At 44.9% G+C, this 23,291-nt stretch carries 21 protein-coding genes; 9 read left to right on the plus strand and 12 right to left on the minus strand.

Annotated features, from left to right (window positions below; translation table 11 throughout):
* The first annotated feature begins 20 nt into the window (after positions 1 to 20).
* Positions 21 to 1,202, plus strand: a complete 1,182-nt coding sequence (locus FE810_RS04600) for an MFS transporter (RefSeq protein WP_138318857.1) — start codon at positions 21 to 23, stop codon at positions 1,200 to 1,202.
* A gap of 146 nt (positions 1,203 to 1,348) precedes the next feature.
* On the opposite strand, the gene FE810_RS04605 is transcribed toward FE810_RS04600, so the two are convergent.
* The 4 genes from FE810_RS04605 to purL form a co-directional block, all read right to left on the minus strand.
* Complete coding sequence (locus FE810_RS04605) at positions 1,349 to 1,729, minus strand: hypothetical protein (RefSeq protein WP_138318858.1); 381 nt, start codon at positions 1,727 to 1,729, stop codon at positions 1,349 to 1,351.
* Positions 1,730 to 1,753: 24 nt separating this feature from the next.
* A complete protein-coding gene (locus tag FE810_RS04610) occupies positions 1,754 to 2,137 on the minus strand; it encodes a hypothetical protein (protein ID WP_138318859.1) in 384 nt (127 codons plus the stop codon).
* Between the two features lie 38 nt (positions 2,138 to 2,175).
* On the minus strand, positions 2,176 to 3,504 hold the full coding sequence (locus tag FE810_RS04615) for an aminotransferase class V-fold PLP-dependent enzyme (protein ID WP_138318860.1): 1,329 nt from the start codon (positions 3,502 to 3,504) through the stop codon (positions 2,176 to 2,178).
* A 248-nt stretch (positions 3,505 to 3,752) separates the two neighbouring features.
* Entirely contained in the window at positions 3,753 to 7,676 is a 3,924-nt protein-coding gene (gene purL, locus FE810_RS04620; protein WP_138318861.1) for a phosphoribosylformylglycinamidine synthase, read from the minus strand.
* 151 nt (positions 7,677 to 7,827) lie between these two features.
* On the opposite strand from purL, the gene mltF reads away from it, so the two are divergent.
* Both mltF and FE810_RS17260 read left to right on the plus strand, forming a co-directional pair.
* Complete coding sequence (mltF, locus tag FE810_RS04625; protein WP_138318862.1) at positions 7,828 to 9,207, plus strand: membrane-bound lytic murein transglycosylase MltF; 1,380 nt, start codon at positions 7,828 to 7,830, stop codon at positions 9,205 to 9,207.
* A 240-nt stretch (positions 9,208 to 9,447) separates the two neighbouring features.
* Entirely contained in the window at positions 9,448 to 9,570 is a 123-nt protein-coding gene (locus FE810_RS17260; protein ID WP_281278319.1) for a hypothetical protein, read from the plus strand.
* Between the two features lie 173 nt (positions 9,571 to 9,743).
* Here the strand turns inward: FE810_RS17260 and tadA are convergent, their stop codons facing one another.
* A complete protein-coding gene (gene tadA / locus FE810_RS04630; protein ID WP_138318863.1) occupies positions 9,744 to 10,250 on the minus strand; it encodes a tRNA adenosine(34) deaminase TadA in 507 nt (168 codons plus the stop codon).
* Between the two features lie 239 nt (positions 10,251 to 10,489).
* Here tadA and FE810_RS04635 point away from each other — a divergent pair, with 239 nt between their 5' ends.
* Positions 10,490 to 10,708, plus strand: a complete 219-nt coding sequence (locus FE810_RS04635) for a phage shock protein B (RefSeq protein WP_138318864.1) — start codon at positions 10,490 to 10,492, stop codon at positions 10,706 to 10,708.
* Between the two features lie 11 nt (positions 10,709 to 10,719).
* Here the strand turns inward: FE810_RS04635 and hemW are convergent, their stop codons facing one another.
* The 6 genes from hemW to FE810_RS04665 form a co-directional block, all read right to left on the minus strand.
* Positions 10,720 to 11,865, minus strand: a complete 1,146-nt coding sequence (hemW, locus tag FE810_RS04640; RefSeq protein WP_138318865.1) for a radical SAM family heme chaperone HemW — start codon at positions 11,863 to 11,865, stop codon at positions 10,720 to 10,722.
* A 4-nt stretch (positions 11,866 to 11,869) separates the two neighbouring features.
* Positions 11,870 to 12,469, minus strand: coding sequence for an XTP/dITP diphosphatase (locus FE810_RS04645; RefSeq protein WP_138319012.1), 600 nt, complete (start codon positions 12,467 to 12,469; stop codon positions 11,870 to 11,872).
* Positions 12,470 to 12,637: 168 nt separating this feature from the next.
* Positions 12,638 to 13,087 carry a DUF4426 domain-containing protein gene (locus tag FE810_RS04650; RefSeq protein ID WP_246036908.1) on the minus strand — a complete coding sequence of 150 codons (450 nt, stop codon included), beginning with the start codon at positions 13,085 to 13,087 and terminating at the stop codon, positions 12,638 to 12,640.
* A 239-nt stretch (positions 13,088 to 13,326) separates the two neighbouring features.
* Entirely contained in the window at positions 13,327 to 13,875 is a 549-nt protein-coding gene (locus tag FE810_RS04655) for a YggT family protein (RefSeq protein WP_138318867.1), read from the minus strand.
* Between the two features lie 53 nt (positions 13,876 to 13,928).
* A complete protein-coding gene (proC, locus tag FE810_RS04660) occupies positions 13,929 to 14,753 on the minus strand; it encodes a pyrroline-5-carboxylate reductase (protein ID WP_138318868.1) in 825 nt (274 codons plus the stop codon).
* A 97-nt stretch (positions 14,754 to 14,850) separates the two neighbouring features.
* Complete coding sequence (locus FE810_RS04665; protein WP_138318869.1) at positions 14,851 to 15,537, minus strand: YggS family pyridoxal phosphate-dependent enzyme; 687 nt, start codon at positions 15,535 to 15,537, stop codon at positions 14,851 to 14,853.
* A 42-nt stretch (positions 15,538 to 15,579) separates the two neighbouring features.
* Between FE810_RS04665 and FE810_RS04670 the strand changes: the two genes are divergently transcribed.
* Both FE810_RS04670 and FE810_RS04675 read left to right on the plus strand, forming a co-directional pair.
* A complete protein-coding gene (locus tag FE810_RS04670; RefSeq protein ID WP_138318870.1) occupies positions 15,580 to 16,623 on the plus strand; it encodes a type IV pilus twitching motility protein PilT in 1,044 nt (347 codons plus the stop codon).
* A gap of 28 nt (positions 16,624 to 16,651) precedes the next feature.
* Entirely contained in the window at positions 16,652 to 17,773 is a 1,122-nt protein-coding gene (locus tag FE810_RS04675; RefSeq protein ID WP_138318871.1) for a PilT/PilU family type 4a pilus ATPase, read from the plus strand.
* Positions 17,774 to 18,683: 910 nt separating this feature from the next.
* Here FE810_RS04675 and metK read toward each other — a convergent pair.
* The gene (gene metK / locus FE810_RS04680; protein WP_138318872.1) at positions 18,684 to 19,874 is read right to left on the minus strand and encodes a methionine adenosyltransferase; all 1,191 of its coding nucleotides are present in this window, start codon (positions 19,872 to 19,874) and stop codon (positions 18,684 to 18,686) included.
* A 725-nt stretch (positions 19,875 to 20,599) separates the two neighbouring features.
* On the opposite strand from metK, the gene rsmE reads away from it, so the two are divergent.
* From rsmE to FE810_RS04695, 3 genes are all read left to right on the plus strand, one after another.
* A complete protein-coding gene (gene rsmE, locus FE810_RS04685; protein ID WP_138318873.1) occupies positions 20,600 to 21,352 on the plus strand; it encodes a 16S rRNA (uracil(1498)-N(3))-methyltransferase in 753 nt (250 codons plus the stop codon).
* A 91-nt stretch (positions 21,353 to 21,443) separates the two neighbouring features.
* Positions 21,444 to 22,409: a glutathione synthase gene (gshB, locus tag FE810_RS04690; RefSeq protein WP_138318874.1), complete on the plus strand. Its 966-nt coding sequence runs from the start codon at positions 21,444 to 21,446 to the stop codon at positions 22,407 to 22,409.
* A gap of 59 nt (positions 22,410 to 22,468) precedes the next feature.
* Positions 22,469 to 23,023 carry a YqgE/AlgH family protein gene (locus FE810_RS04695; RefSeq protein ID WP_138318875.1) on the plus strand — a complete coding sequence of 185 codons (555 nt, stop codon included), beginning with the start codon at positions 22,469 to 22,471 and terminating at the stop codon, positions 23,021 to 23,023.
* The last annotated feature ends 268 nt before the right edge of the window (positions 23,024 to 23,291 follow it).

Raw genomic sequence — 23,291 nt, forward strand, 5'->3', positions numbered from 1 at the left:
CATAGACTTTTATGACCGTTATGACTCAGCCTGCATCTTCTTCCTGGCGTACTCCTTTTGTCTTTTTAATTGTTTCCTCGGTCATCATGACCTTAAGCTTTTCGGGTTGGCAGGCGTTGTTAAATAACTTCACCATTGAAGCCGCGGATTTCACCGGTGCCGAAATCGGTATGTTGCAGTCATTGCGTGAAATCCCCGGCTTTCTTGCCTTTACTGCGGTATTTCTGTTGTTGGTTATCAAAGAGCAACACTTTGCTCTGGTCTCTTTATGTTTGCTAACCGTTGGGGTCGCAATTACGGGCTTCTTTCCATTCGAATACGGTTTGTATGCCACTACGGTGTTGATGTCGATAGGTTTTCATTACTTTGAAACGGTTAACCAATCCTTAAGTCTGCAATGGTTTTCTAAACAGGAAGCACCGGCAAAATTGGGGAAGTTATTGTCGATTAAATCCATTGCGGCACTCGTCGTATATGGTTTTATTTATATCGCGTTTGAATATTTATCAATGCCTTTTGCCACCGCCTATTTAATTCTTGGTGGCTTAGGGCTCGCCCTTACCGCCTGGTTATGGCTGTACATGCCGTTGTTTCCGGTGAAAGTGGCGCAACACAAACATATCGTGTTGCGTAAACGTTATTCTCTGTATTACTTTTTGACTTTTTTAAGTGGTGCCAGACGTCAGATATTTGTGGTATTTGCCGGCTTTATGATGGTGGAAAAATTTGGCTATTCGGTCGCAGACATCACCTTGCTGTATATGCTCAATCATGTTTTGAATATTTATATCGCGCCAAAGGTCGGCCAATGGATTGGGAAAGTTGGTGAGCGTAAAGCACTCACGTTGGAATACATCGGTTTGATCATTGTTTTTACTGGCTATGGTTTAGTCGAAAACGCTTACGTTGCAGCAGGTTTGTATGTGATTGATCATATCTTTTTTGCGATGGCGATTGCGATTAAAACCTATTTTCAAAAGATTGCCGATCCTGCTGATATCGCTTCGAATGCTGGCGTCAGCTTTACCATTAATCATATTGCGGCGGTGGTGATACCTGCATCGTTTGGTTTGATGTGGCTAGTCGAGCCTTCCTGGGTTTTTTATAGTGGTGCAGCAATTGCAACATGTTCACTGATTGCCAGTCAGTGGGTGAGAATCACACCTGCGCCGGAGCAAGCACAATTACAGGCAGCTAACTAAAAAAGAACAGTTATTCACGTGTGGCTTTAAGGGCCAAGATTAAAAAAACTGGTAATTGAACGTGAGCCAATTAAGCCTGAAGCGATTAAGCATTCGCCATCAGGCATTCAATACGAGCGTAATCTTAGGGTAATTTTTGTGTTTGCTTAGTCGCTTGATTTTGACAATATCGTTTGTGTCCAGGCAACGGCTTCAGGTAAAGAATGGAAGCTGCTGGTTTTTATTCGTTTGGGTAGGAAACCCGGCAGTGGACTGATTCTGGTCTTTAGTGAATCTTTGTATGTTACCCATGCAATGCATTTGAAATTGGAAAAATCCTCCAGTAAATTGTGGATAAATTCCGGGTGGCTTGAATAGCTGTTAACACGATCTGATATCCAGCCAAAATCCGAGGTGTATTTTTCAGCAAGAAATCGATAGATAAATATTGCTTCTTGTAAGCCAGGATCACTTCCTTCAAAGTATTTCGCGATCACATAATTTTCATGAAGTTCATAAATTGCATTGTTTGACTTAATTGATTCCATAGACTTTCTCAGTGCAAGGGAAGCTTACTCTGATGGCAACGTATTTAGGTAAGATTTAGTCCAGATCACCGCTTCAGCTAAAGATTCAAATGATTTCTTTTCTATGCTTTCGGGGATAAATCCAGAAAGTTTGCTAACCTCGGTTTTTATTGCGCATCCATATGTGACCCATGCCATACACTTTAAGTGATCAAAATCTTCCAATACCCCTTCGATAAATTTTGGCTGAATCGAGTAGCTGTTGATACGATCCGATATCCAGCCAAATTTTCCGGTAAATTTATCCGCTAGCAGGGCACGTACAAGAACCGCTTCTTCAAGCCCCTGATCGCTACCTTCGGCAAAGCGCGCGATGATAAAATCTTGATGAATTTCAAAGGTTGCATTATCAACCTCGATTATTTCCATACCAGCCTTCCTGTAAACAATTGGTCATGTTGCATTGCTTAGGCCAGTGCTTTTATTTGCGCCAACGCCTGCTCGATTTCATTTTCGTTATTAATTAGCGATGGGGCAAATCGGGCATAGGTTTTCCGATAAGGAGTATTGCTCATAATGATGCCCTTACTGTGTAAGGTTTTTACCACCTCTTCTGGATGCATGCCATCGACTTCAAAGCAAACCAAGCCACTGGACAATTGCGTAGCCATTGGCGTGTGCAGTTTTATGTGGGACATTTTTGCTAACCCTTGTTTGGTTTGGGTATTTAGCTGGTGTATCCTTTGCTGCACATTGTCTTTGCCGAGCTGACGATGTAATTTGAACGCTTCAGGTAGCGCCCAACGATGTTCAAACGAGTGAAATCCACCTGGCGTCATATGTTCACCGATAGGCACTTGTTTCTGCTCAATAGTTCCTAACCAGACTTCATAGGAGGCACTAAAGCTCGGGATCACAACTTCGCTGCGTTGCCACGCAGTTTCTTTTCCCCAGATAACACCTGTCCCTCTTGGACCAAAGATCCATTTATGGGTGCCGGCAATAAAGAAATCACAACCGAGCTTACTGACATCCTGATCTTCAATACCAAAGCCGTGTACCCCATCGACGCAAAATAAAATTTGCTCATTGTCGTTACGGGTGCGATTCATTTCTTCTATTACATCGGCCATCGCCCGTATTGGCAGTTTAACGCCTGTCGATGAATGCACCCAAGTGCAAGCAAATACCCGTGTTTCGGGTTTAATTGCCGCTTTTAGCCGTTGACATACGTCATCAACATCCACTTGCCAGGCATTCTCATAAAGTGCGACTTGTCTCACTTTTGCACTGGTTCTTTTAGCACGGTGGGCTAAAGACATATCGGTCGAATAATGGTCGTGAGTGGTTTGCAGTATTTCCTCGCCAGAATTTAGTTTCAGACCGCTGTAAACCAGGCCCAGTCCCATCGTGGTGCTATCGGTTAAGGCAATGCATTGTGGCTCTCCGCCCATGTAATCCGCAGCAGATTTGGCTATGTCGTGATCAATCGTTAAGTATTTGCTATGCCAGTAATCGGCAGGGTTTTCGTCGAAAGCCTGGCGATGACGGTTAATCGCATCGGCGACAGGTTTTGGGTGTGATGCCAGTAAGAATGTCGCGAGCTGTATGTAGTCGCGAGTCAGCGGAAACAAGTCTCTTAACGCTTTCCAGTCTCCCTGAGATATTGGTCCGGCATTGGCAGGATTTTGTGGATTTGAATTCCCGCTTGCACCTAATGCAAGTGCCTGACTCGCGGGAAGAAATGCGGCTCCCATACCCAATCCCAGTCGGTTTAAAAATTGGCGGCGTAACATCGGTATCTCGCTTATCGAAATTAAACTGTGCTAAGTATAGATGAGCAAAAAAATAGATGAGCAGAAAATAGATGAACCACAAAGTAAGGGACTAAGGCATTGCGACCGATGAAGATGTTGTTAGGGTGTCAGGCACTCGAAAATGTTGGTAATAAACCTCGGGAGGTCGTACATGAATAGCGTAATACTACATACGCGGACAAAGAAAAAAAGCGCCCGGAGGCGCTTTTTTAAGCATTGAAATGTTATTAACCGACAAACTTTCTGGCGTTGCGGAACATACGCACCCATGGCGAGTCTTCTTGCCACTCATCGGGATGCCAGGAGTTGGCCACAGTTCTAAATACACGTTCAGGATGTGGCATCATAATCGTCACCCGGCCATCGGTTGTTGTAAGGGACGTAATACCATCCGGTGAACCATTCGGGTTTGAAGGATACGTTTCTGTTATCTGACCATAGTTGTCGACATAACGCATCGCCACTGTACCGGAATCATTTGCGTCTGCAATGGCTTGCTCTGACGTAAACTCGGCACGACCTTCACCATGTGAAACGGCGATTGGCATGTGTGAGCCTTCCATACCTTTAAAGAATATGGATGGGCTTTGCTGAATTTCTACCAGTGAGAAACGTGCTTCGAAACGCTCAGATTTATTCTGCACGAAACGCGGCCATGCATCAGAGCCAGGGATGATTTCATGAAGATTAGAAAGCATCTGACAACCATTACATACCCCCAAAGAGAACGTATCTTCACGGTGGAAGAATGTCTTAAACATTTCGCGCGCTTTATCGTTAAACAAAATCGATTTCGCCCAACCTTCACCAGCGCCCAGTACGTCACCGTAGGAGAAACCACCGCAGGCAACTAAGCCTTTAAAGTCAGCCAAATCGACACGACCCGCGAGAACGTCGGACATATGCACGTCGACCGTAATAAAACCAGCACGATCAAATGCTGCGGCCATCTCTACGTGGGAGTTGACCCCTTGCTCACGTAAAATTGCGACTTTCGGATTGGTTTCGTTTTCTGCGTCAGCTGCGATATGCGAGGCGACAATATCGTCGTTAAGATCAAAGGTTAAGTTTACATTCAGACCTGGATCTTCAGTATCAAACTTAAGCATATGTTCTTGTTCGGCGCACTCAGGGTTATCGCGTAACGATTGCATTCTGAATGTAGTTTGCGCCCAAACCGTACGGAAGTGGGTGCGAGTATTACTCAAGACTTCATCGCCGTCACGGCTAAAGCGGATTTGATCGTCATTATTCAAACGACCAATATCGGTGCAGTACTCTAAAATGCCATGGTCAGCAAAAACCGCATGGATGGCATCGATATCCGTTTCTCGGATTTGAATCACAGCACCGAGTTCTTCGTTAAACAATACGCTTAAATCATCACCAACGAGTTTACTGATATCAATATCAACACCGGTGTGGCCTGCGAATGCCATTTCCGCAACCGCGGCGAACAAACCACCATCGGAACGGTCATGGTATGCCAGCAGTTTTTCTTCGCGAACCAGAGTTTGGATGGCGTTGAAGAATCCTTTTAGTACTTTCGCATCGTCAACATCCGGGGTTTGTGTACCCAGTTGCTTGTAAACCTGAGCAAGACAAGAACCGCCCAATCGGTTTTTACCACCGGAAAGGTCAATGGCAACAATACGCGACTCACCTTTATCGGTGCGTAATTGCGGGGTTACGGTTTTACGAATGTCTTCGACACGGCCAAATGCAGTGATAACCAGAGAGAGTGGTGATGTTACCGCTTTATCTTCACCGTTTTCATCTTGCCATTGGGTTTTCATCGACATTGAGTCTTTACCCACAGGGATGGTTAGACCAAGTTCTGGACATAACTCTTCACCAACGGCTTTTACGGCTTCATAAAGACCGGCATCTTCACCCGGGTGGCCCGCTGCGGCCATCCAGTTTGCAGACAGTTTGATTCGGTTTAAATCGCCAATATCGGCACTGGCAATATTGGTGAGTGACTCAGCCACTGCCAGTCTTGCCGAGGCGCCATAATTTAACAATGCCACAGGGGTGCGTTCACCAAGGGACATTGCTTCACCATGATAACTGTCAAGCGCTGCAGCGGTTACCGCACAATCTGCCACAGGTACCTGCCAGGGACCAACCATTTGATCGCGGTTTACCATGCCGGTAACACTGCGATCACCAATGGTGATTAAGAAGGTTTTCTCTGCAACTGTTGGCAGACTCAAAATGCGATCTGCGGCGTCATCTAGGGTAATGTCATCAAGGGCAAGCGCTTTACCGGTTTCGGTTTTGCTTGCTACCTGACGGTGCATTTTCGGAGGCTTACCTAACAATAAGTCCAAAGACAGATCGATTGGCGTATTTTTCTCAGCGTCATCGGCAAAATGCGAATCGGTTAACGTCAGGTGTTCTTCTTCGGTTGCGTATCCGACCACTGCAAATGGCGCGCGTTCACGTTCACAAATGGCTTTAAATTCATCCATACGCTCTGGCGCGACGGCCAATACATAGCGTTCTTGAGATTCATTACACCAGATTTCCAGTGGCGACATGCTGCGCTCGTCGTTTGGAACATTGCGCAACTCAAACTTACCACCACGGCCACCATCGGCGACCAGTTCCGGGAATGCATTGGATAAGCCACCAGCACCCACGTCGTGGATAAATAAAATAGGGTTGTCATCACCAAGCTGCCAGCATCGGTCAATAACTTCCTGACAACGACGTTCCATTTCTGGGTTTTCACGCTGTACCGAGGCAAAATCTAAATCTTCATTAGACTGACCGGACGCCATGGAAGAGGCTGCACCGCCACCAAGGCCGATGTTCATTGCTGGCCCACCAAGTGCGATCAGGCTAGCACCAACAACGATTTCACCTTTTTGGACGTGTTCGTCGCGAATATTGCCTAATCCACCGGCCAACATAATTGGTTTGTGGTAACCACGAATTTCTTCACCGTTAAATGAATGCACCTGTTCTTCGTAAGTACGGAAATAACCAAGAATATTGGGGCGGCCAAATTCGTTGTTAAATGCAGCGCCACCTAACGGACCTTCAATCATGATATCCAATGCAGTGACGATACGACCGGGTTTACCAAAATCCGTTTCCCAAGGTTGTTCAAAACCAGGGATGCGCAAATTTGAAACCGTGAAGCCGACGAGGCCCGCTTTCGGTTTCGAACCAATACCGGTGGCACCTTCGTCGCGAATTTCACCACCAGAGCCGGTTGCCGCACCAGGGTAAGGTGAGATAGCGGTTGGGTGGTTATGGGTTTCGACTTTCATCAGGATTTGGATGTCTTCCTGAGTGTATTCGTATTCATGGCTTACTGGGTTCGGGAAGAAACGGCCGGCTTCAGAACCGGTCATAACCGCAGCATTATCTTTATAGGCACTCAAGACAAAATCACTGTTAAGCTCATAGGTGTTTTTAATCATTTTAAACAATGATTTATCCTGAGCAACACCGTCGATTGTCCAATCGGCGTTAAAGATTTTATGACGACAATGTTCTGAGTTTGCCTGGGCAAACATGTACAATTCGATGTCATTTGGGTTGCGACCCAATTTGCTGAAATTTTCCACTAAATAGTCAATTTCATCATCGGCCAATGCCAGACCCAATTCAATATTGGCTTTAGCCAGTGCTTCGCGACCACCGGTTAATATATCCACGGATGCCAAAGAGCCAGGTTCGGCGCTTGCGAATAATTGCTCCGCTTGTTCAAAGTTCGCAAATACCACTTCCATCATTCGGTCATGGAACAGCGCAAGCAATGCATTTTGTTGCTCTGCGGATAACTCATTTGACGTTTCAACGTAGTAGGCGATACCACGTTCAAGTCGGATGATTTTTTCTAAGCCACAGTTGTGTGCGATGTCGGTAGATTTGGAAGACCAGGGGGAGATGGTTCCAGGGCGAGGAGTCACCAGGAAGAGAGTACCTTGCGGCTCGTGTTCTTCGATGGTTGGCCCATAAGTCAGCAGCTTTTGCAGTTTGCTGAGTTCATCGCTGGTCAACGCCGCATCATTGTGCGAAAAGTGCATGAACTCTGCATAAATGTCAGTGACCGGCAGATTCAATTGCGCACATTGCGTCAGGAGTTTTTTTAATCTGAAATCGGATAACGCCGGAGCGCCGCGTAGGATTTCCATAAACTAAATACCATGGTTAGATTGAAGGGTAAATTTTGCTGCGCATTATAGAAGAAAAGATGACCTTTGATAAGATAAAAACCCGCTTAAAGCGAACTAATTCGAAAAAGTGCTGTAAAATTTGCATAATTCACGACACAATAAAATTATTATGAAAAAATTTATCCATACAGCTCAACATCTTCGACTGGTTTTGTTGTCGGCAGTGGCATTTATGCTATTTGCCTGTAGCGAACCGGACAAACCCGCTTCCCTAGAGCAAATTCTCGAACATAATACGTTGCGGGTCGGTACTTTGCAGGGGCCTGGGAATTATTATCATCACGCATCTCACGAAGCTGGTTTTGAATATGAATTGGCACGTAGGTACAGCCAGTACATTGATGTCGAGTTGGAGATGGTACCGGCCAAGAATCTAAGTGAATTGTTACACAAGCTCGAATCCGGGCAAGTAGACTTTGTCGCGGCTGGAATTAGTGTGACCAGTGAGCGTTTGGAAAAATACCGCTTTGCACCAAGTTACGGACAGGTTTCTCAGGAACTGGTCTTTAAACAAGGTGGCAAATGGCCTAAATCCATTAGTGAAGTTGACGGAAAATTGCTGGTCGTAAAAGACTCTTCTCACGCGCAAAACCTAAAGCAATTACAAAAGCTTGAGCCGCAATTAAAGTGGCAGGAAAGTAGCTCCCATGATAGTGAGGAATTGTTGCGAGCGGTCGCAGAAGGGGACATTGATTTTACCATCGTCGATTCAAATACGCTGACACTAAATCAACAAACCTACCCGCAAATCAATGTGGCCTTTACCATTCAACAATCACAACCCATTGCCTGGATGCTCTTAAAAAACGCTGATGATGCATTACTGGCTTCATTAGTGGAATTTTTTGGCGAAGCGCATCATGACGGGACTTTACTGACCTTAACGCAAAAATATTATACCGACATTACAACCATCGATGGCGTCGATAACAGCGGTTTTGTTAATGCTACCAAGGTAAAACTGGCTCAGTTTGAACCCATGTTCCGTCGCCATGCGGAAGGAATGGACTGGCGTTTGTTGGCGGCCATTGCGTATCAGGAGTCACAATGGCAACCGACTGCTCGTTCCCACACGGGAGAGCGGGGAATGATGATGCTGGATAAAAAAACAGCGCAGCAATTGGATGTCCATTCCCGTTTGGATGCAGAGCAGAGTGTACGCGGTGCTGCTAAACTGTTTCAGCAAATGTTTGCCCGCATCCCTCATCGCATTAGTAACCCGGACAGACAATGGTTTGCGCTGGCCGCTTACGATATTGGTTGGGGGCATTTAGAGGACGCTCGTTTGTTAACCGAACAACAAGGCGGCGATCCGGATCGCTGGCTCGATGTTAAGACTACGTTGCCACAGCTCAAAGAGAGAAAGTACTACCAGCATGCAAAGTACGGTTATGTTCGAGGCGATGAACCGGTGCGCTACGTGGAGAATATTCGCGCCTATTACGACACGCTAGTGCATTTAGATGAAGAAAATTTGCATGATAACTAAATAGCTAACGTGCTGAAAAACTTGCCATTACAGAGCAAACTATCAAAATTCCTACTTTCCAGGGTGTTGGCCTCGACACCCAGGTCATAAAAATGTCATATTGGTTTTGTATACTTAAAGAGTAATGCCATTGGCCAAAACCTGTGTAGGTGATAGCAATAGTTCACCACATTGACCTTTTAAATATGCACGAGGTCATCGTCAGTTTATGGCTAATTTTATGGTATCACGGAGGTTGTCATGAAAAGAAAAGCGCTAAGATCGAATCACCGGCGTCGCCAGGCGCGTTCAACGCATCGTAAAGTTAATGCGCGTTATCGGGTATTTTTCCGGGTCGTGTTGCAAAGCCAGGAAGGTAGTTAAGCGCTGTTGCGTGTGGCTTTAGTCTAAACATGAAAGTTTGCACTAGCCTGTTGCAAGTGTTTATCAACGACACCTATTATTGCTATCTAGGGCGTTCGCGACGTACTCAAATAACCATCTGAATTTAAATGAGTTATTTAATTCAACTGGTTGGTTGGCGGGTTGAGTGACGGCTATGATCCCTGTTGTTTTGCCTGCTTTTGTTTTTTCTTATCGGCACGTCTTTGCTTGAAAAAAGCGGACAAATTTTCTGAGCATTCCTGTGCGAGTACGCCAGCAGTTATCTCCAGCTGATGATTGAGTTGCTCCGATTGCACCAAATTAAAAACACTACCACATGCGCCGGTTTTCTCATCACGGGCACCAAACACCAGGCGTTTAATACGACTATGCACCAATAGCCCAGCGCACATCGGACAGGGTTCGAGGGTGACATAAAGCGTGCAATCGAGCATTCGATAATTATTGAGGACATCACCTGCCGCTCGAATTGCCTGCATCTCAGCATGAGCCGACGGGTCGTTGAGGGTTATGCTCTGGTTGCAACCGCGGGCGATAATCTCACCGTTATAAACCAATATAGCCCCTACAGGGATTTCACCAACAGAAGCCGCACGTTTTGCTTCTACCATTGCGGCACGCATAAACATCTGATCTTGCTCGTGTGTGTCACTGTTCATTTACGTTACTTAAACCTTATGTTTGGGGATTTTCACTAAATATTGGTCTAACAGCACTCTATCGGTGTGATCCTGTGCTCAATATTTATACGGCTTAAAAAGCTTAACCCACTGTTTTTCATTTGAATTTTATATCGGGTTAAGCGTTGGTCTGCAAATTGCTTATTCTATAATAGTCGAGTAAATTAACCAATGAACTTTGCCTACAGGGCCGTGCAACTTAAGGAAAGAAAAGCCATATGACCGTATTTAACTTTGTGATTATTATCGTTGTTTGTTCACTGATATATGAATATTTTAATCAGCGCCAAAAGCTACAACACAACAATACCAGCTCTGAAAAAAAACATGATGAATTGCTGAATGAAATCGGTGAAATGAAACAGCGCATTGAAACTTTAGAGAAAATCGTAACCGATAAGGGCTACGATTTGAAAAGTGAAATTGATAATTTATAAAAAAGACACGCTTATAAAAATAAGGACAGTAAGTCGTTCAGATATCGGTGCCCCTGTTCAGAGATCCGATATTGATCATTGTCTTTTAGCAACAAGCCTTTATTCGTTGCTTGTTGTAAGGGTTGTGTGATGCTGTCTGCGTTCAAGCCGGTAGCTTGTTGAAAATCCAGCAAGGTAAACGGTTTGAATAAGCGCAGACGGTTCATCATATATTCAAAAGGGCGTTCTGCCTCGGCTACCTGATGCCACTTATCGAGCGCCTGGCGGTCTTTTTGTAGGTAACCTTTCGGATGTTTAACTTTAACCGTGCGGTGTATGGTTTGCCCATCGATATCGGTAATTTTACCGTGGGCCCCGCAGCCAATTCCCAGATAATCGCCGTTCTGCCAATAATTCAAATTGTGTTGGCTTTGGTATTGTTCACCTTTACTAAACGCGGAAATTTCGTATTGTTGATAACCTGCGCGGCTAAGTAATTCAAAACCTTGTTCCTGAATATCCCAGAGCGTTTCATCTTCCGGTAATGTCGGTGGCTTTGAATGAAAGGCGGTATTGGGCTCGATTGTGAGTTGATACCAGGAAAGGTGTTGTGGATTTAGCGCAATAGCCTGCCGTAAATCATCCAGAGCATGGTTGACGCTTTGATTTTCAAGGCCGTGCATTAAATCCAGGTTAAAGCTGCGTATCCCCGCTTGATGCGCTAATTCTGCGGCGCGAATGGCTTGGCCTGAGTCGTGAATTCGCCCGAGTTTTATTAATTTATCCGACGCAAAACTTTGTACGCCAATGGATAATCGATTTACTCCCGCACTAGCAAAGCCTTTAAATTTATCGGCCTCTATGGTGCCTGGGTTTGCTTCAAGGGTGATCTCGGTCGTATTGCTGATATGGAGGCGCTGACCGACACCATCGAGGATATTGCCAATAGCTTTTGGCGAAAATAGACTTGGCGTGCCGCCGCCGATAAAAATCGAATGCACCGGCCGTTGAATCGTAAATCGGACGATATCATCACTGAGGTCTTTGAGCAGCGCAGCAACATATTCGGGCTCATCAATATCTTGTTTCAGAGCATGGGAATTAAAATCACAATAGGGACATTTTTGCACACACCATGGAATATGGATGTACAAAGACAGTGGTGGAGATACGAGCATCAGCTTAATCCAGGTGTTGAAAATGGGCTAACAATTGCTTTAATGCTTTCCCGCGATGGCTTAACTGATTTTTTACGGCTCTGGGTAATTGCGCAGACGTACATTGATGGGCATCTACCCAAAACAATGGATCATAGCCAAACCCTTGTTCGCCTTGTGCAGTGGTTAAAATACTCCCGTCCCAGGTACCATGACAAATCACTGGCGTCGGGTCATCGGCATGGCGCATATACACCAAAACACACTGAAATCGAGCGCTTCTTTGTTTATCATCTGCATCCTTCATGGCTGCCATAAGTTTGTCGTTGTTAGCACTGTCATTACCAGCTTCACCAGCATAGCGCGCCGAGTAAATGCCGGGCTTACCGTTTAGAAAATCCACTTCTAATCCCGAGTCATCGGCAATCGCCGGTAAACCGGTGCATTTTGCCGCATGACGGGCTTTGATTATCGCGTTTTCGACGAACGTTGTGCCGGTTTCTGCAACATCAGGCACATCAAAATCACTTTGTGGTAACACTTCAATCTGATGTTCACCTAACAACTCTGAGAGTTCTTTTACTTTTCCGGGGTTACCGGTGGCCAATACCAGGGATTGTTTCATCATTATTCCATCTTGTTAGGTTAAATAAGCGAGCAATAAAAAATGCGGCATGATACCGCATTTCAAATGTTATGCCAGTGCAATTGCCGGTATCAAGTCCAGTACTAAAACCAGGACTAAAACCAGGACTAAAACCAGGACCACCGTCGAGTATTACAAAGGAGGGGGCTACTCTTCTACATAGAACTTTTGGGTAAACTTCAATTGCTGCTCGTCGCCATTGTTGTTAATCAAAATATCAAAGCGATAGGTTTCATCATTTGGGTAGTCGATGGTCGCCAGATAATAGATGGCTTCGCCCTCTGTGACCTTATTAAATTTCAAAGTGAAGGTTTGCCCAACCAGGTTTGTAGCGGTGCCTGAGATCCCCACCGACAGCGCCGGTGTATCCTCTTTGGTTGTATCCAAGGCAACGATATTGAGCAATCCACGATAGCGGCTACGCTCTATTTTGTAGGATTGTGCGACTTCCGGGGTTAAAAAAGTCGTCGGGATGCCGATGTAATGGACTTCCATTTTTCCCAGTTGTTTTACGTTTTGCTCTTGTTGTTGGCCAGAAGCGGTGGCAACAAGGCTTAGACAGGCAACTAGTAATAACCAAGGCTTAAACATATTCATTTCCAGCTCATTAGATCTAAGTTAATTATAACAGCTTTAAGGCATAGCCAGTGCATAGTTAGGACAGCGCTCTGGCGGGTATAATTGGTGTTTCCCAAATATGAAAATCGACATCAAATGTTGAACGGCCATTCTAACTAGGCCCAAAGCCAGTAAATCACTGGGCTATCATACTGTTTTAACGAACGATTTGGTATATGGGAATTGAAGCGCTCGGCTAAGAGCGCCTTTCGATGGGGTTACAGCGACTGCCAAAAGGGCACGAAGCCGCCGAGGAATAGATTGAGAAAGTTCAATGCAACCAGTGCGACTAAAACCGAGAGATCTAAGCCACCCATATCCGGTAGCATGCGTCTGATGGGATTCAGAAGTGGTTGGGTTAACTGGTGAAATAAAGATTGCACAGGATTACCACTTTGCACAACCCAGCTCATCAATGCCATCAGTATTAAGACCCAGAAAATTAAGAATCCCGCTTGCTTGATAGTAAAAATTACGCCAATGATGATATAGGTCACAATATCAATCGAGGCGCCATGGACAACGGCTAAAACGATGAATTTAGCAATGCCGACGAGCAGCGCAACGACTATCGTGGCGACATCAACACCGCCAAAGCCTGGAATGATGCGGCGAAATGGGTTGACTACAGGTGCCGTGGCTTTAACTACAAACTGGCTTAGAGGGTTATAAAAATCCGCTTGCGCTAATTGTAGCCAGACTCTTAACAACAGAATCATTATGTAGGTGTCAAATAAAAAGGTCAGTAGGAAATTGACAGCTTCCATGAATTCTCCAAATTTTTTTATTAACTAGTTTAAAATTATCAGATTTTTTCGGTTTATGCGTTATCTTTGGCCATTGCAATGGCTCGATCTTTTGCGGCTTGCATGGCTTTATCGACCAATTCAGGCAATCCGCCTTGTGCAAATGTTAAAAGCGCTTGTTGCGTTGTGCCGCCTTTCGAGGTGACATTTTCGCGCAACGTAGAAATTTCTTGATCGTGATTTTCAACAACCATCTGCGCAGCCCCTAAAGCAGTTTGTTGCACTAAGGCTCTGGCTTGTTGCGGATTAAAGCCCAGGGCAATGGCTTTATTTTGCATCGCTTCCATAAATGCGAAAAAATACGCTGGTCCGGAACCGGATACGGCAATCAAATCATCGATATTTTCTTCCGCTTCCAACCACTGGACTATACCAACACTCGCCATCAATGTATCTGCCAAATGTTTTTGCGGATCACTGACCTCAGCGGATGCAAACATGCCACTGACGCCTAAGCCCAATTGTGAAGGCGTATTTGGCATACAGCGAATTACCGGCGCCGCAAATCCTAGTGCGTTTTGTATTGGTTTAATATTGACGCCTGCGGCGACACTGACAAAACATTTGTTCGACAGACTGACATTTTTTGCCAGTTGTTCACAGACCGGTTGAATGAAATGCGGCTTTACCGCCAAAACGATAAGGTCAGCTTGCGAACAAGCCGCAACGTTGTCTTGAGTGATGGTGATGCCAAAATCCTGATGCAAAGCGTCGAGCTTACCGATGCTTGGGTTTGCAGCAATGATGTTTTTGGCAGGGTAACCGTTGGCAACTAATCCAGCGATAATCGCTCGGCTCATATTGCCGGCGCCAATAAAGGCAATGGTGTTATTGGTCATAGGTGTCTACTTATCTATTTCGTATTTTTGCTGTATTGCATTGATAGCAACCAGTTTCATTTACAATTCTAATTACCGCAAAGGTAGTTGAAAACATTTAATCGCGCTTGCCGAAAATCGCGGTGCCGATGCGTACCATGGTTGATCCGCATCCAATTGCCTGCGCCATATCGTTGCTCATTCCCATCGACAACGTATCGACTTCAGGGTAGCGCTGTTGCAGTTGCAGATACAAGTTTTGTAACGCCGAAAATTGTTGCAATTGCTGTTCGATATTGTCGGTTTTTTCTGGAATTGCCATCACCCCGCGTAGTCGTAACTGTTTACAGTTGTTGATAAAATCTGCAAGAGTGAATAATTCTTGAGCACTAACCCCAGATTTACTTTGCTCGTCGCTAATATTCACTTGTAAACAAACGTTCAGAGGGGTAATGTTAGGATCACGTTGTTCATTCAGGCGTTTAGCGATTTTTTCCCGGTCGACACTGTGGACCCAGGAAAAATTATCCGCGATCAAACGGGTTTTATTAGCTTGAATTGGCCCTATAAAATGCCAGTTTAGGTCAGAATTATGTGCAAGTTGTTGAATTTTACTGACAGCTTCCTGAACATAGTTTTCACCAAAATTTCGTTGTCCCGCATCTATCGCCTGCTGAATTAACTGCGCTGATTTTGTTTTGCTGACCGCTAAAAGGGTAACTGAAGACGGGGCTCGATTTGCCTGAATACAGGCATTGTGAATCTGTTGTTGAACCTGAGTCAGCCTGGTAACAATTTCTGTCATGTTTTATTTCTTTATAACAATGATAATAAGTTAAGGGAATGTATGGATATTACCGAACTCTTGGCATTTAGTGTTGAACACAATGCATCCGATTTACATCTATCTACAGGCATGCCCCCCGCCATTCGAGTAGACGGTGACGTACGTAAAGTTAACGTACCCGCCCTTGAAGATAAAGACGTCAACGCGCTGGTTTACGATATTATGACTGATCGCCAGCGAAAAGAATACGAAGAAAATCTAGAAGTGGATTTTTCCTTTGAAGTGCCAAATCTTGCACGTTTCAGGGTAAATGCATTTAACCAGAATCGTGGGCCGGCAGCTGTTTTCCGTACTATCCCCAGTGAAATATTATCTTTGGACGATTTAGGTTGTCCCGATATCTTCCGAACGATTTCAGAAAACCCGCGTGGCTTAGTGTTGGTTACCGGTCCTACAGGTTCAGGTAAATCTACGACATTGGCGGCAATGGTCGATTATATTAATGATACCAAGCGTGATCATATATTAACCATTGAAGATCCAATCGAATTTGTTCATCCAAATAAACAATGTTTGATTAACCAACGGGAAGTACATCGTGACACTCTGAGCTTTAACAATGCATTACGCTCAGCACTGCGTGAAGATCCCGATGTGATTCTGGTTGGTGAGATGCGTGACTTGGAAACCATTCGCCTGGCGATGACCGCTGCAGAAACCGGTCACCTGGTATTTGGTACTTTGCATACAACCTCAGCACCGAAGACGATTGACCGTATTATCGATGTATTCCCTGCCGCTGAAAAAGACATGGTTCGCTCCATGCTTTCGGAATCTTTGCGCGCGGTAATTTCACAAACCCTCGTCAAGAAAGTTGGTGGTGGTCGAGTGGCGGCCCATGAAATCATGATCGGTGTTCCGGCAATTCGTAACCTGATTCGAGAAGATAAAATTGCACAGATGTATTCTGCGATTCAAACCGGGATGCAACATGGTATGCAAACCATGGATCAATGCCTGCAGGACCTTCTGAGTCGCGGCATGATTTCCCGTGATGACGCAATGGCAAAAGCCGTAGATAAAAACCAATTCAGAGTTTACTAAGGCTGATAACCGTAAGCAGGGATTAATTATGTATTTTCATCAATTATTGCAAAAAATGATTGAAATGGATGGCTCGGATTTATTTATCACGGTGAATCTGCCACCCAGTGCCAAAATTAACGGCGAATTAACGCCAGTTTCTGAAGAAGTACTGACCTATGGATCGGCACTGGAGCTGGTTGAAGGTTCGATGAGTGAAAGGCAGTTAAAAGAATACGAAGAAACCAAAGAATGTAACTATGCGATTGCGGTAGATGGCATCGGTCGTTTCCGTATTTCGGCTTTTTGGCAACGAGAAATGCCAGGCATGGTCATTCGTCGAATCGTCACCCAAATCCCAGATGTTGATCAGCTCGGTCTACCGCAAGTGTTAAAAGACGTGGTGATGTCCAAGCGTGGTCTGGTGTTGTTCGTTGGTGGTACAGGTACTGGTAAATCAACTTCGATGGCGTCACTCATCGGCTATCGAAACCGCAATGCCCGTGGTCATATCCTGACCATCGAGGATCCGGTTGAATTCGTCCATGAGCATGGAAAATCGATGATCACCCAGCGTGAAGTTGGGATGGACACCGAATCGTTTGATGCAGCGCTGAAAAGCTCTTTACGTCAGGCTCCCGATGTCATTCTGATAGGTGAGATCCGTTCTCAGGAAATCATGGAACATGCGTTAAGTTTCGCGGAAACGGGTCACTTATGTATTGCAACACTCCATGCAAACAATGCCAACCAGGCCATTGACCGTATTATGCACTTAGTGCCAGCAGAACAGCATGGCAAGTTATTGTTCGATTTGGCACTTAACCTGCGAGGCATTATCGCTCAGCAATTGGTACCAACGCGTGACGGTGATGGGCGTGCGGCGGCAATCGAAATCCTGTTAAATTCTCCTTACATTGGTGAATTGATTAAAAAAGGCCATGTTGGCGATATCAAGGAAGTGATGGCTAAGTCCCGAGAATTAGGGATGCAGACCTTTGACCAGGCGTTGTTTGATTTGTATGAAGCCGGAACAATCAGCTATACCGATGCCTTGCATCATGCGGATTCACCGAATGATCTACGCTTGATGATCAAGCTTCGTTCAAATGAACAAACTGGTATGGGTGGATTAAAAGGAGCGACCTTAGACGGCTTTGATGACGACTAATCACGCTAAAATCCAAGGTTAGAAAAATAGTTGGAACACTAAAAAGCAGAGCTTATCCTCTGCTTTTTTTATGTCATTAAAAAGATAGGATAACAACTCAATAATTTTCTTGAACCCCCTCCAATCCGATTTAGTCTGCCTACGTTTCATTAAACAGCTATCAAAATAAACCCCGCACTTTTCATCGATATATTTAACAAGACAGCCATTATTTAACAAGACAGCCATGGTTGCCAACCCAGCTATGCAATAGATATTTAATAAGACACCCACGATAACGATGCAATCGTCGGGTCATTATGGCTTTTGTGAAAAACAGGGGGAGGAAGTTTCGATAGCTTCTGGCCATTAAACATCAACAGTCGAAATTTTCGCGTTTATTGATTCGAGATTACTGTGGGTGTCTTGATAAGGGATTACTGTGGGTGTCTTGATAAGGGATTACTGTGGGTGTCTTGATAAGGGATTACTGTGGGTGTCTTGATAAGGGATTACTGTGGGTGTCTTGATAAGGGATTACTGTGGGTGTCTTGATAAGGGATTACTGTGGGTGTCTTGATAAGGGATTACTGTGGGTGTCTTGATAAGGGATTACTGTGGGTGTCTTGATAAGGGATTACTGTGGGTGTCTCGATAAGAGATTACTGTGGGTGTCTTGATAAGGGATTACTGTGGGTGTCTTGATAAGGGATTACTGTGGGTGTCTTGATAAGGGATTACTGTGGGTGTCTTGATAAGAGATTACTGTGGGTGTCTCGATAAGAGATTACTGTGGGTGTCTTGTTAAAAGATTATTGTGGGTGTCTTGATAAGAGGTTGCTGCAGGGGTTTGATCGCTGATGTCGTTACTCGTGTGATGGAAATGAAAAAAGGGCTTGAAAGCCCTTTTTTATTGGAATGATGAGTTGGGTTAGTCTAACCCTGCGGCCTTGCGTAACGTATCGGCCTTGTCAGTTTTTTCCCAGCTAAATGCGGTAAACGTGTCTTCACCGACAGTCATTTGGTAAGGCTCGCGACCAAAATGGCCATAAGCGGCGGTTTGCTGATACATTGGGTGTAATAAATCGAGCATTTTGGTTATGCCGTACGGGCGTAGGTCGAAATGGTTGCGCACTAGCTCAACCAACGTATCTTCGTCCAATTTACCGGTACCAAAGGTTTCTATTGCGATTGAGGTCGGTTCTGCGACACCAATGGCATAGGATATCTGTATTTCACAACGATCTGCCAGTCCAGCAGCGACGATATTTTTCGCTACATAACGACCAGCATACGCGGCGCTGCGATCCACTTTTGATGGATCTTTACCTGAAAAAGCACCGCCGCCATGACGAGCCATGCCACCGTATGTATCGACGATAATTTTACGACCCGTTAATCCGCAGTCACCAACCGGACCACCAATTACGAATCGACCTGTTGGGTTGATGTGGTACTTGGTATCTTCGGTTAATAATTCCGGTGGTAATGTGTGCTTGATGATGTTTTCCATCACCGCATTGTATAGGTCTTCCTGTTTGATATCTGGGTTATGCTGGGTCGATAACACAACGGTATCAATGGCGATGGGTTTACCATCTTCATAGACAAAAGTAACTTGAGATTTCGCATCTGGACGCAACCATGGCAAGATGCCGGATTTACGCGCTTCCGCCTGACGCTCGACCAAACGATGAGAGTAATACAATGGCGCGGGCATTAAGGATTCGGTTTCGTTGGTTGCATAACCAAACATCAGACCCTGATCCCCAGCACCTTGATCTTCTGGTTTTGCTCGATCAACACCCTGAGCAATTTCAGGAGATTGTTGACCAATTAAATTCATAATGCCACAGGTTTCTCCATCGAAACCTACATCGGAAGAGGTGTAGCCAATATCACAAATTACTTGGCGGGTAATTTTTTCTAAATCGACCCAGGCTTCAGTGGTCACTTCACCCGAAATGATCGCCACCCCGGTTTTTACCATGGTTTCGCACGCGACACGCGAATGCTTATCCTGGGCAATGATCGCATCCAGTACAGCATCGGAAATTTGATCTGCGATTTTATCTGGGTGACCTTCAGAAACCGACTCTGAAGTAAAGAATTGCTTAGCCATAATGCCTCTATCTATAAAAAATTCAGTCTTGGTACCAATCGCACCGACTGCTTGGCCATCTATCAAAAAGCATATGCCAAGTTCAATATAGTGCGAATTCTACCTTCTCAAAAAACAGAAATCTACTTTTTTACGTCTAGACGTCTAAAAAGGTTCAATCAAGTTTCTGTATAAAAAGTCGACAATTGCTTTAAATGTTGTCAGGAGAATTAACACTAACAATGTTTAAAATTTAGAGGTTATGTCTAAAGTACTGTAAATAAAGGGTATTTTATTTAGGCATAGATAATGCAAACATGATGATGCACAGAAGTAAGTCTGGCGCCTCTATCGTTATCGTTGCAACGATAACCAGCCATCAAATTCGCGGAGGTCAGTAGTAGCGTGTTTCTTTAAGTTATCAACAAGGAGTAAGCGATGCCTTTAAAATATCGAATCTTCGTGAAATACCTTTTGCCTTTTAGCATATTGATTATGTCCGTTTATGCGCACAGCATGATCGGGTAAATCCTCCTGATTGCCATTAATGACTATTGAAGCCGCACGGTTTCATATTAGGCCATAAGCTCGTCAATCATTCGCCCAGTAATATTGTCTGCGAGCTTAAATACGAGGTGATATTAATTTCTTTCTATACGTTTGCGGATATCGCTCTTTTCATTTTCAGTTTTTTTTCCGTACAATACTTTTTTTGACTCACCATCTAGCGACACTACTGAATCATTATGACGCCAAAAACACGTATTTTTGTTCCCGATAATTTACAGTGTGGAACGACTCAAGCGCTAACCGACGATGCTTTTGGCCATGTGGTACGGGTATTACGACTGGCTGAAGGGGATACCATCGCGGTATTCAATGGTGATGGTTATGAATATTTGGCGACCCTAAGTGATGTTGCGAAAAAACGAGCCAACATTAAAATTTTCGAACAAACGCCGGTGATCAACGAGTCACCGCTGCAACTGCACCTCGGACAGGTGATATCCAGAGGTGACAGAATGGATTTCACTTTGCAAAAATCGGTAGAGTTGGGAGTCAGCGAAATTACTCCCTTGTTTAGCGAACGTTGCGGCGTAAAACTCAGTAATGAACGATTACAAAAGCGGGTGTCGCAATGGCAGAAAATTGTTATTTCTGCTTGCGAGCAAAGTGGCAGAGCATTCGTACCTAAGGTAAATGATGCAATCAATCTCGAAGAGTTTTTACAGCAGAAAAGTGACGCTTTAAAGCTTAACCTGCACCCAAGAGCTGAGCATTCAATAATGGGGCTACCGATAGAGGATATAGCGGCTTCGCATCAGAATAAAGTGCGCTTGCTTATTGGCCCAGAAGGCGGTTTGAGCAATGACGAAATTGAAACGGCGGGCAATCAGGGCTATACCGAGGTTCTTATGGGACCACGAGTATTGCGAACGGAAACGGCCGCGCTTACCGCGATAACCGCACTTCAATGTCGCTTTGGAGATTTACGTTAGCCCTTAACTTGTTGATACGGCTGAACTAGAATAGCAACTATGAAATCTTACATCGCCCAGTTGGCGATAGACAATAATTCAGGAATAGTGAATGACGATTAAACTTGGCGTGGTAATGGATCCTATCGAAGCGGTGAAAATTGCCAAAGATTCGAGCATGGCAATGATGCTTGAAGCACAAAAACGTGGTTATCAACTGCATTACATTGAGATGAATGACTTATATCTGCTCCAGGGAGAGGCGCGAGCGACTACGAAAACGGTTCGTGTCTTTGACGATGCCCAAAAATGGTATGAATTTACCGGTGAGCAGGACATTCCTCTTACGGATTTGGATGCCATTATTATGCGCAAGGATCCGCCATTTGATACCGAGTACATCTACGCAACGTATATGCTGGAACGCGCTGAGGCGCACGGTACCCTAATCGTGAATAAACCGCAGAGCCTGCGCGACTGTAATGAAAAACTATTTACCGCCTGGTTTCCTGAATTAACCGCTGCCACTTTAGTCACTCGAGATAGCCAACGGATAAGAGATTTTCATCATCAGTATCAAGACGTTATTATTAAACCTCTGGATGGCATGGGGGGAGCATCGATTTTCAGAATGAAAAATGATGAAGCGAATGTCGGGGTAATTATTGAAACTTTGACGGCACATGGTAGCCAGTATGCTATGATCCAAGAGTACATGCCTGAGATTGTGGACGGTGACAAGCGCATCCTGATCGTAAATGGTGAGCCGATGCCTTATTGTCTGGCTCGTATTCCAGCCAAGGGTGAGACGCGAGGAAATCTGGCCGCTGGTGGTCGAGGTGAAGCGCGTCCCCTGTCAGCAAATGATCGTCTGATCGCCGAGACCATAGCTCCAGAGCTGAAAAAACGTGGTTTATATTTTGTTGGTCTTGACGTTATCGGTGATAAAGTCACAGAAATCAACGTTACCAGTCCAACCTGTATTCGCGAAATTGAAGCGGCATATCCAATTAATATCAGTGGTAAATTGATGGATGCCATTGAAGAAAACATCAACCAGAATTCGCCTCAACAATAACAATAAACGCAAAGCCAGTGGCGACACTGGCTTCCTGGTCCAAGCATAGGAACATTTGCGTGCAAAGTTTAGAAAATCAGTTGTTGATTGCCATGCCCAGCCTTGATGACCCGTATTTCACCAAAACGGTGACCTACATTTGTGAGCACAATGAAAATGGCGCGATGGGATTGGTGATAAATATCCCTGTTCGTATCACCTTAAAAGAGCTGTTAAAGCAAATCGATTCGGAACAACCGTTAAAGGACGTCAGCAATCAAAGGGTGTTGGCGGGAGGGCCAGTCTCTCCTGATCGCGGTTTTGTTTTGCACAGTAGTCAACCTGGCTGGCATTCCTCACTGTCATTGCATGATGACATTATGATCACCACGTCAAAAGATATCTTACAATCCTTTGGGACTGAACGCGCGCCAAAGCAGTTTATCGTTACCCTAGGTTATGCTGGTTGGTCAGCGGGGCAACTCGAACAGGAACTTCAGAAAAATTCTTGGCTAAATACGGATGCGGATAAACAGATATTGTTTGAAACGCCAATTGAGCTGCGCTGGCAGCGGGCGGCGGAAAAGCTAGGTATCGATTTAGGGCACCTGTCGAGTGAAGTAGGGCATGCGTAGCGTTAAGCGATGAGGCTAACGCCTTGTCACTGTTATCTACATAGGCTGGGTCGATGGCAAAAACGCGGATAATGCCTTGTTTTCGCTGATTGACGCGTCGATGGATAAAAGTGATTTTCTGGTGCGTTGCGTTGCGTTGCGTCGTGGACGCCATTGGCAATGCAGCAATTATCCTCAGCGCAGACTTAACTGGTTTAGTCACTTGGCCCTGTTGCCAGAGTCGTCAGGTATGTTTTTCTAATACAATTCCGTGGCAAAATATAAGTGA

The organism is Thalassotalea litorea, from assembly GCF_005843925.1.
GTDB lineage: Bacteria > Pseudomonadota > Gammaproteobacteria > Enterobacterales > Alteromonadaceae > Thalassotalea_A > Thalassotalea_A litorea_A.

Coding starts and splice junctions, on each gene's coding strand:
- FE810_RS04600 (WP_138318857.1), top strand. CDS start 21: ATGACTCAGCCTGCATCTTCTTCCTGGCGTACTCCTTTTGTCTTTTTA.
- FE810_RS04605 (WP_138318858.1), bottom strand. CDS start 1,729: ATGGAATCAATTAAGTCAAACAATGCAATTTATGAACTTCATGAAAAT.
- FE810_RS04610 (WP_138318859.1), bottom strand. CDS start 2,137: ATGGAAATAATCGAGGTTGATAATGCAACCTTTGAAATTCATCAAGAT.
- FE810_RS04615 (WP_138318860.1), bottom strand. CDS start 3,504: ATGTTACGCCGCCAATTTTTAAACCGACTGGGATTGGGTATGGGAGCC.
- purL (WP_138318861.1), bottom strand. CDS start 7,676: ATGGAAATCCTACGCGGCGCTCCGGCGTTATCCGATTTCAGATTAAAA.
- mltF (WP_138318862.1), top strand. CDS start 7,828: ATGAAAAAATTTATCCATACAGCTCAACATCTTCGACTGGTTTTGTTG.
- FE810_RS17260 (WP_281278319.1), top strand. CDS start 9,448: ATGAAAAGAAAAGCGCTAAGATCGAATCACCGGCGTCGCCAGGCGCGT.
- tadA (WP_138318863.1), bottom strand. CDS start 10,250: ATGAACAGTGACACACACGAGCAAGATCAGATGTTTATGCGTGCCGCA.
- FE810_RS04635 (WP_138318864.1), top strand. CDS start 10,490: ATGACCGTATTTAACTTTGTGATTATTATCGTTGTTTGTTCACTGATA.
- hemW (WP_138318865.1), bottom strand. CDS start 11,865: ATGCTCGTATCTCCACCACTGTCTTTGTACATCCATATTCCATGGTGT.
- FE810_RS04645 (WP_138319012.1), bottom strand. CDS start 12,469: ATGAAACAATCCCTGGTATTGGCCACCGGTAACCCCGGAAAAGTAAAA.
- FE810_RS04650 (WP_246036908.1), bottom strand. CDS start 13,087: ATGAATATGTTTAAGCCTTGGTTATTACTAGTTGCCTGTCTAAGCCTT.
- FE810_RS04655 (WP_138318867.1), bottom strand. CDS start 13,875: ATGGAAGCTGTCAATTTCCTACTGACCTTTTTATTTGACACCTACATA.
- proC (WP_138318868.1), bottom strand. CDS start 14,753: ATGACCAATAACACCATTGCCTTTATTGGCGCCGGCAATATGAGCCGA.
- FE810_RS04665 (WP_138318869.1), bottom strand. CDS start 15,537: ATGACAGAAATTGTTACCAGGCTGACTCAGGTTCAACAACAGATTCAC.
- FE810_RS04670 (WP_138318870.1), top strand. CDS start 15,580: ATGGATATTACCGAACTCTTGGCATTTAGTGTTGAACACAATGCATCC.
- FE810_RS04675 (WP_138318871.1), top strand. CDS start 16,652: ATGTATTTTCATCAATTATTGCAAAAAATGATTGAAATGGATGGCTCG.
- metK (WP_138318872.1), bottom strand. CDS start 19,874: ATGGCTAAGCAATTCTTTACTTCAGAGTCGGTTTCTGAAGGTCACCCA.
- rsmE (WP_138318873.1), top strand. CDS start 20,600: ATGACGCCAAAAACACGTATTTTTGTTCCCGATAATTTACAGTGTGGA.
- gshB (WP_138318874.1), top strand. CDS start 21,444: ATGACGATTAAACTTGGCGTGGTAATGGATCCTATCGAAGCGGTGAAA.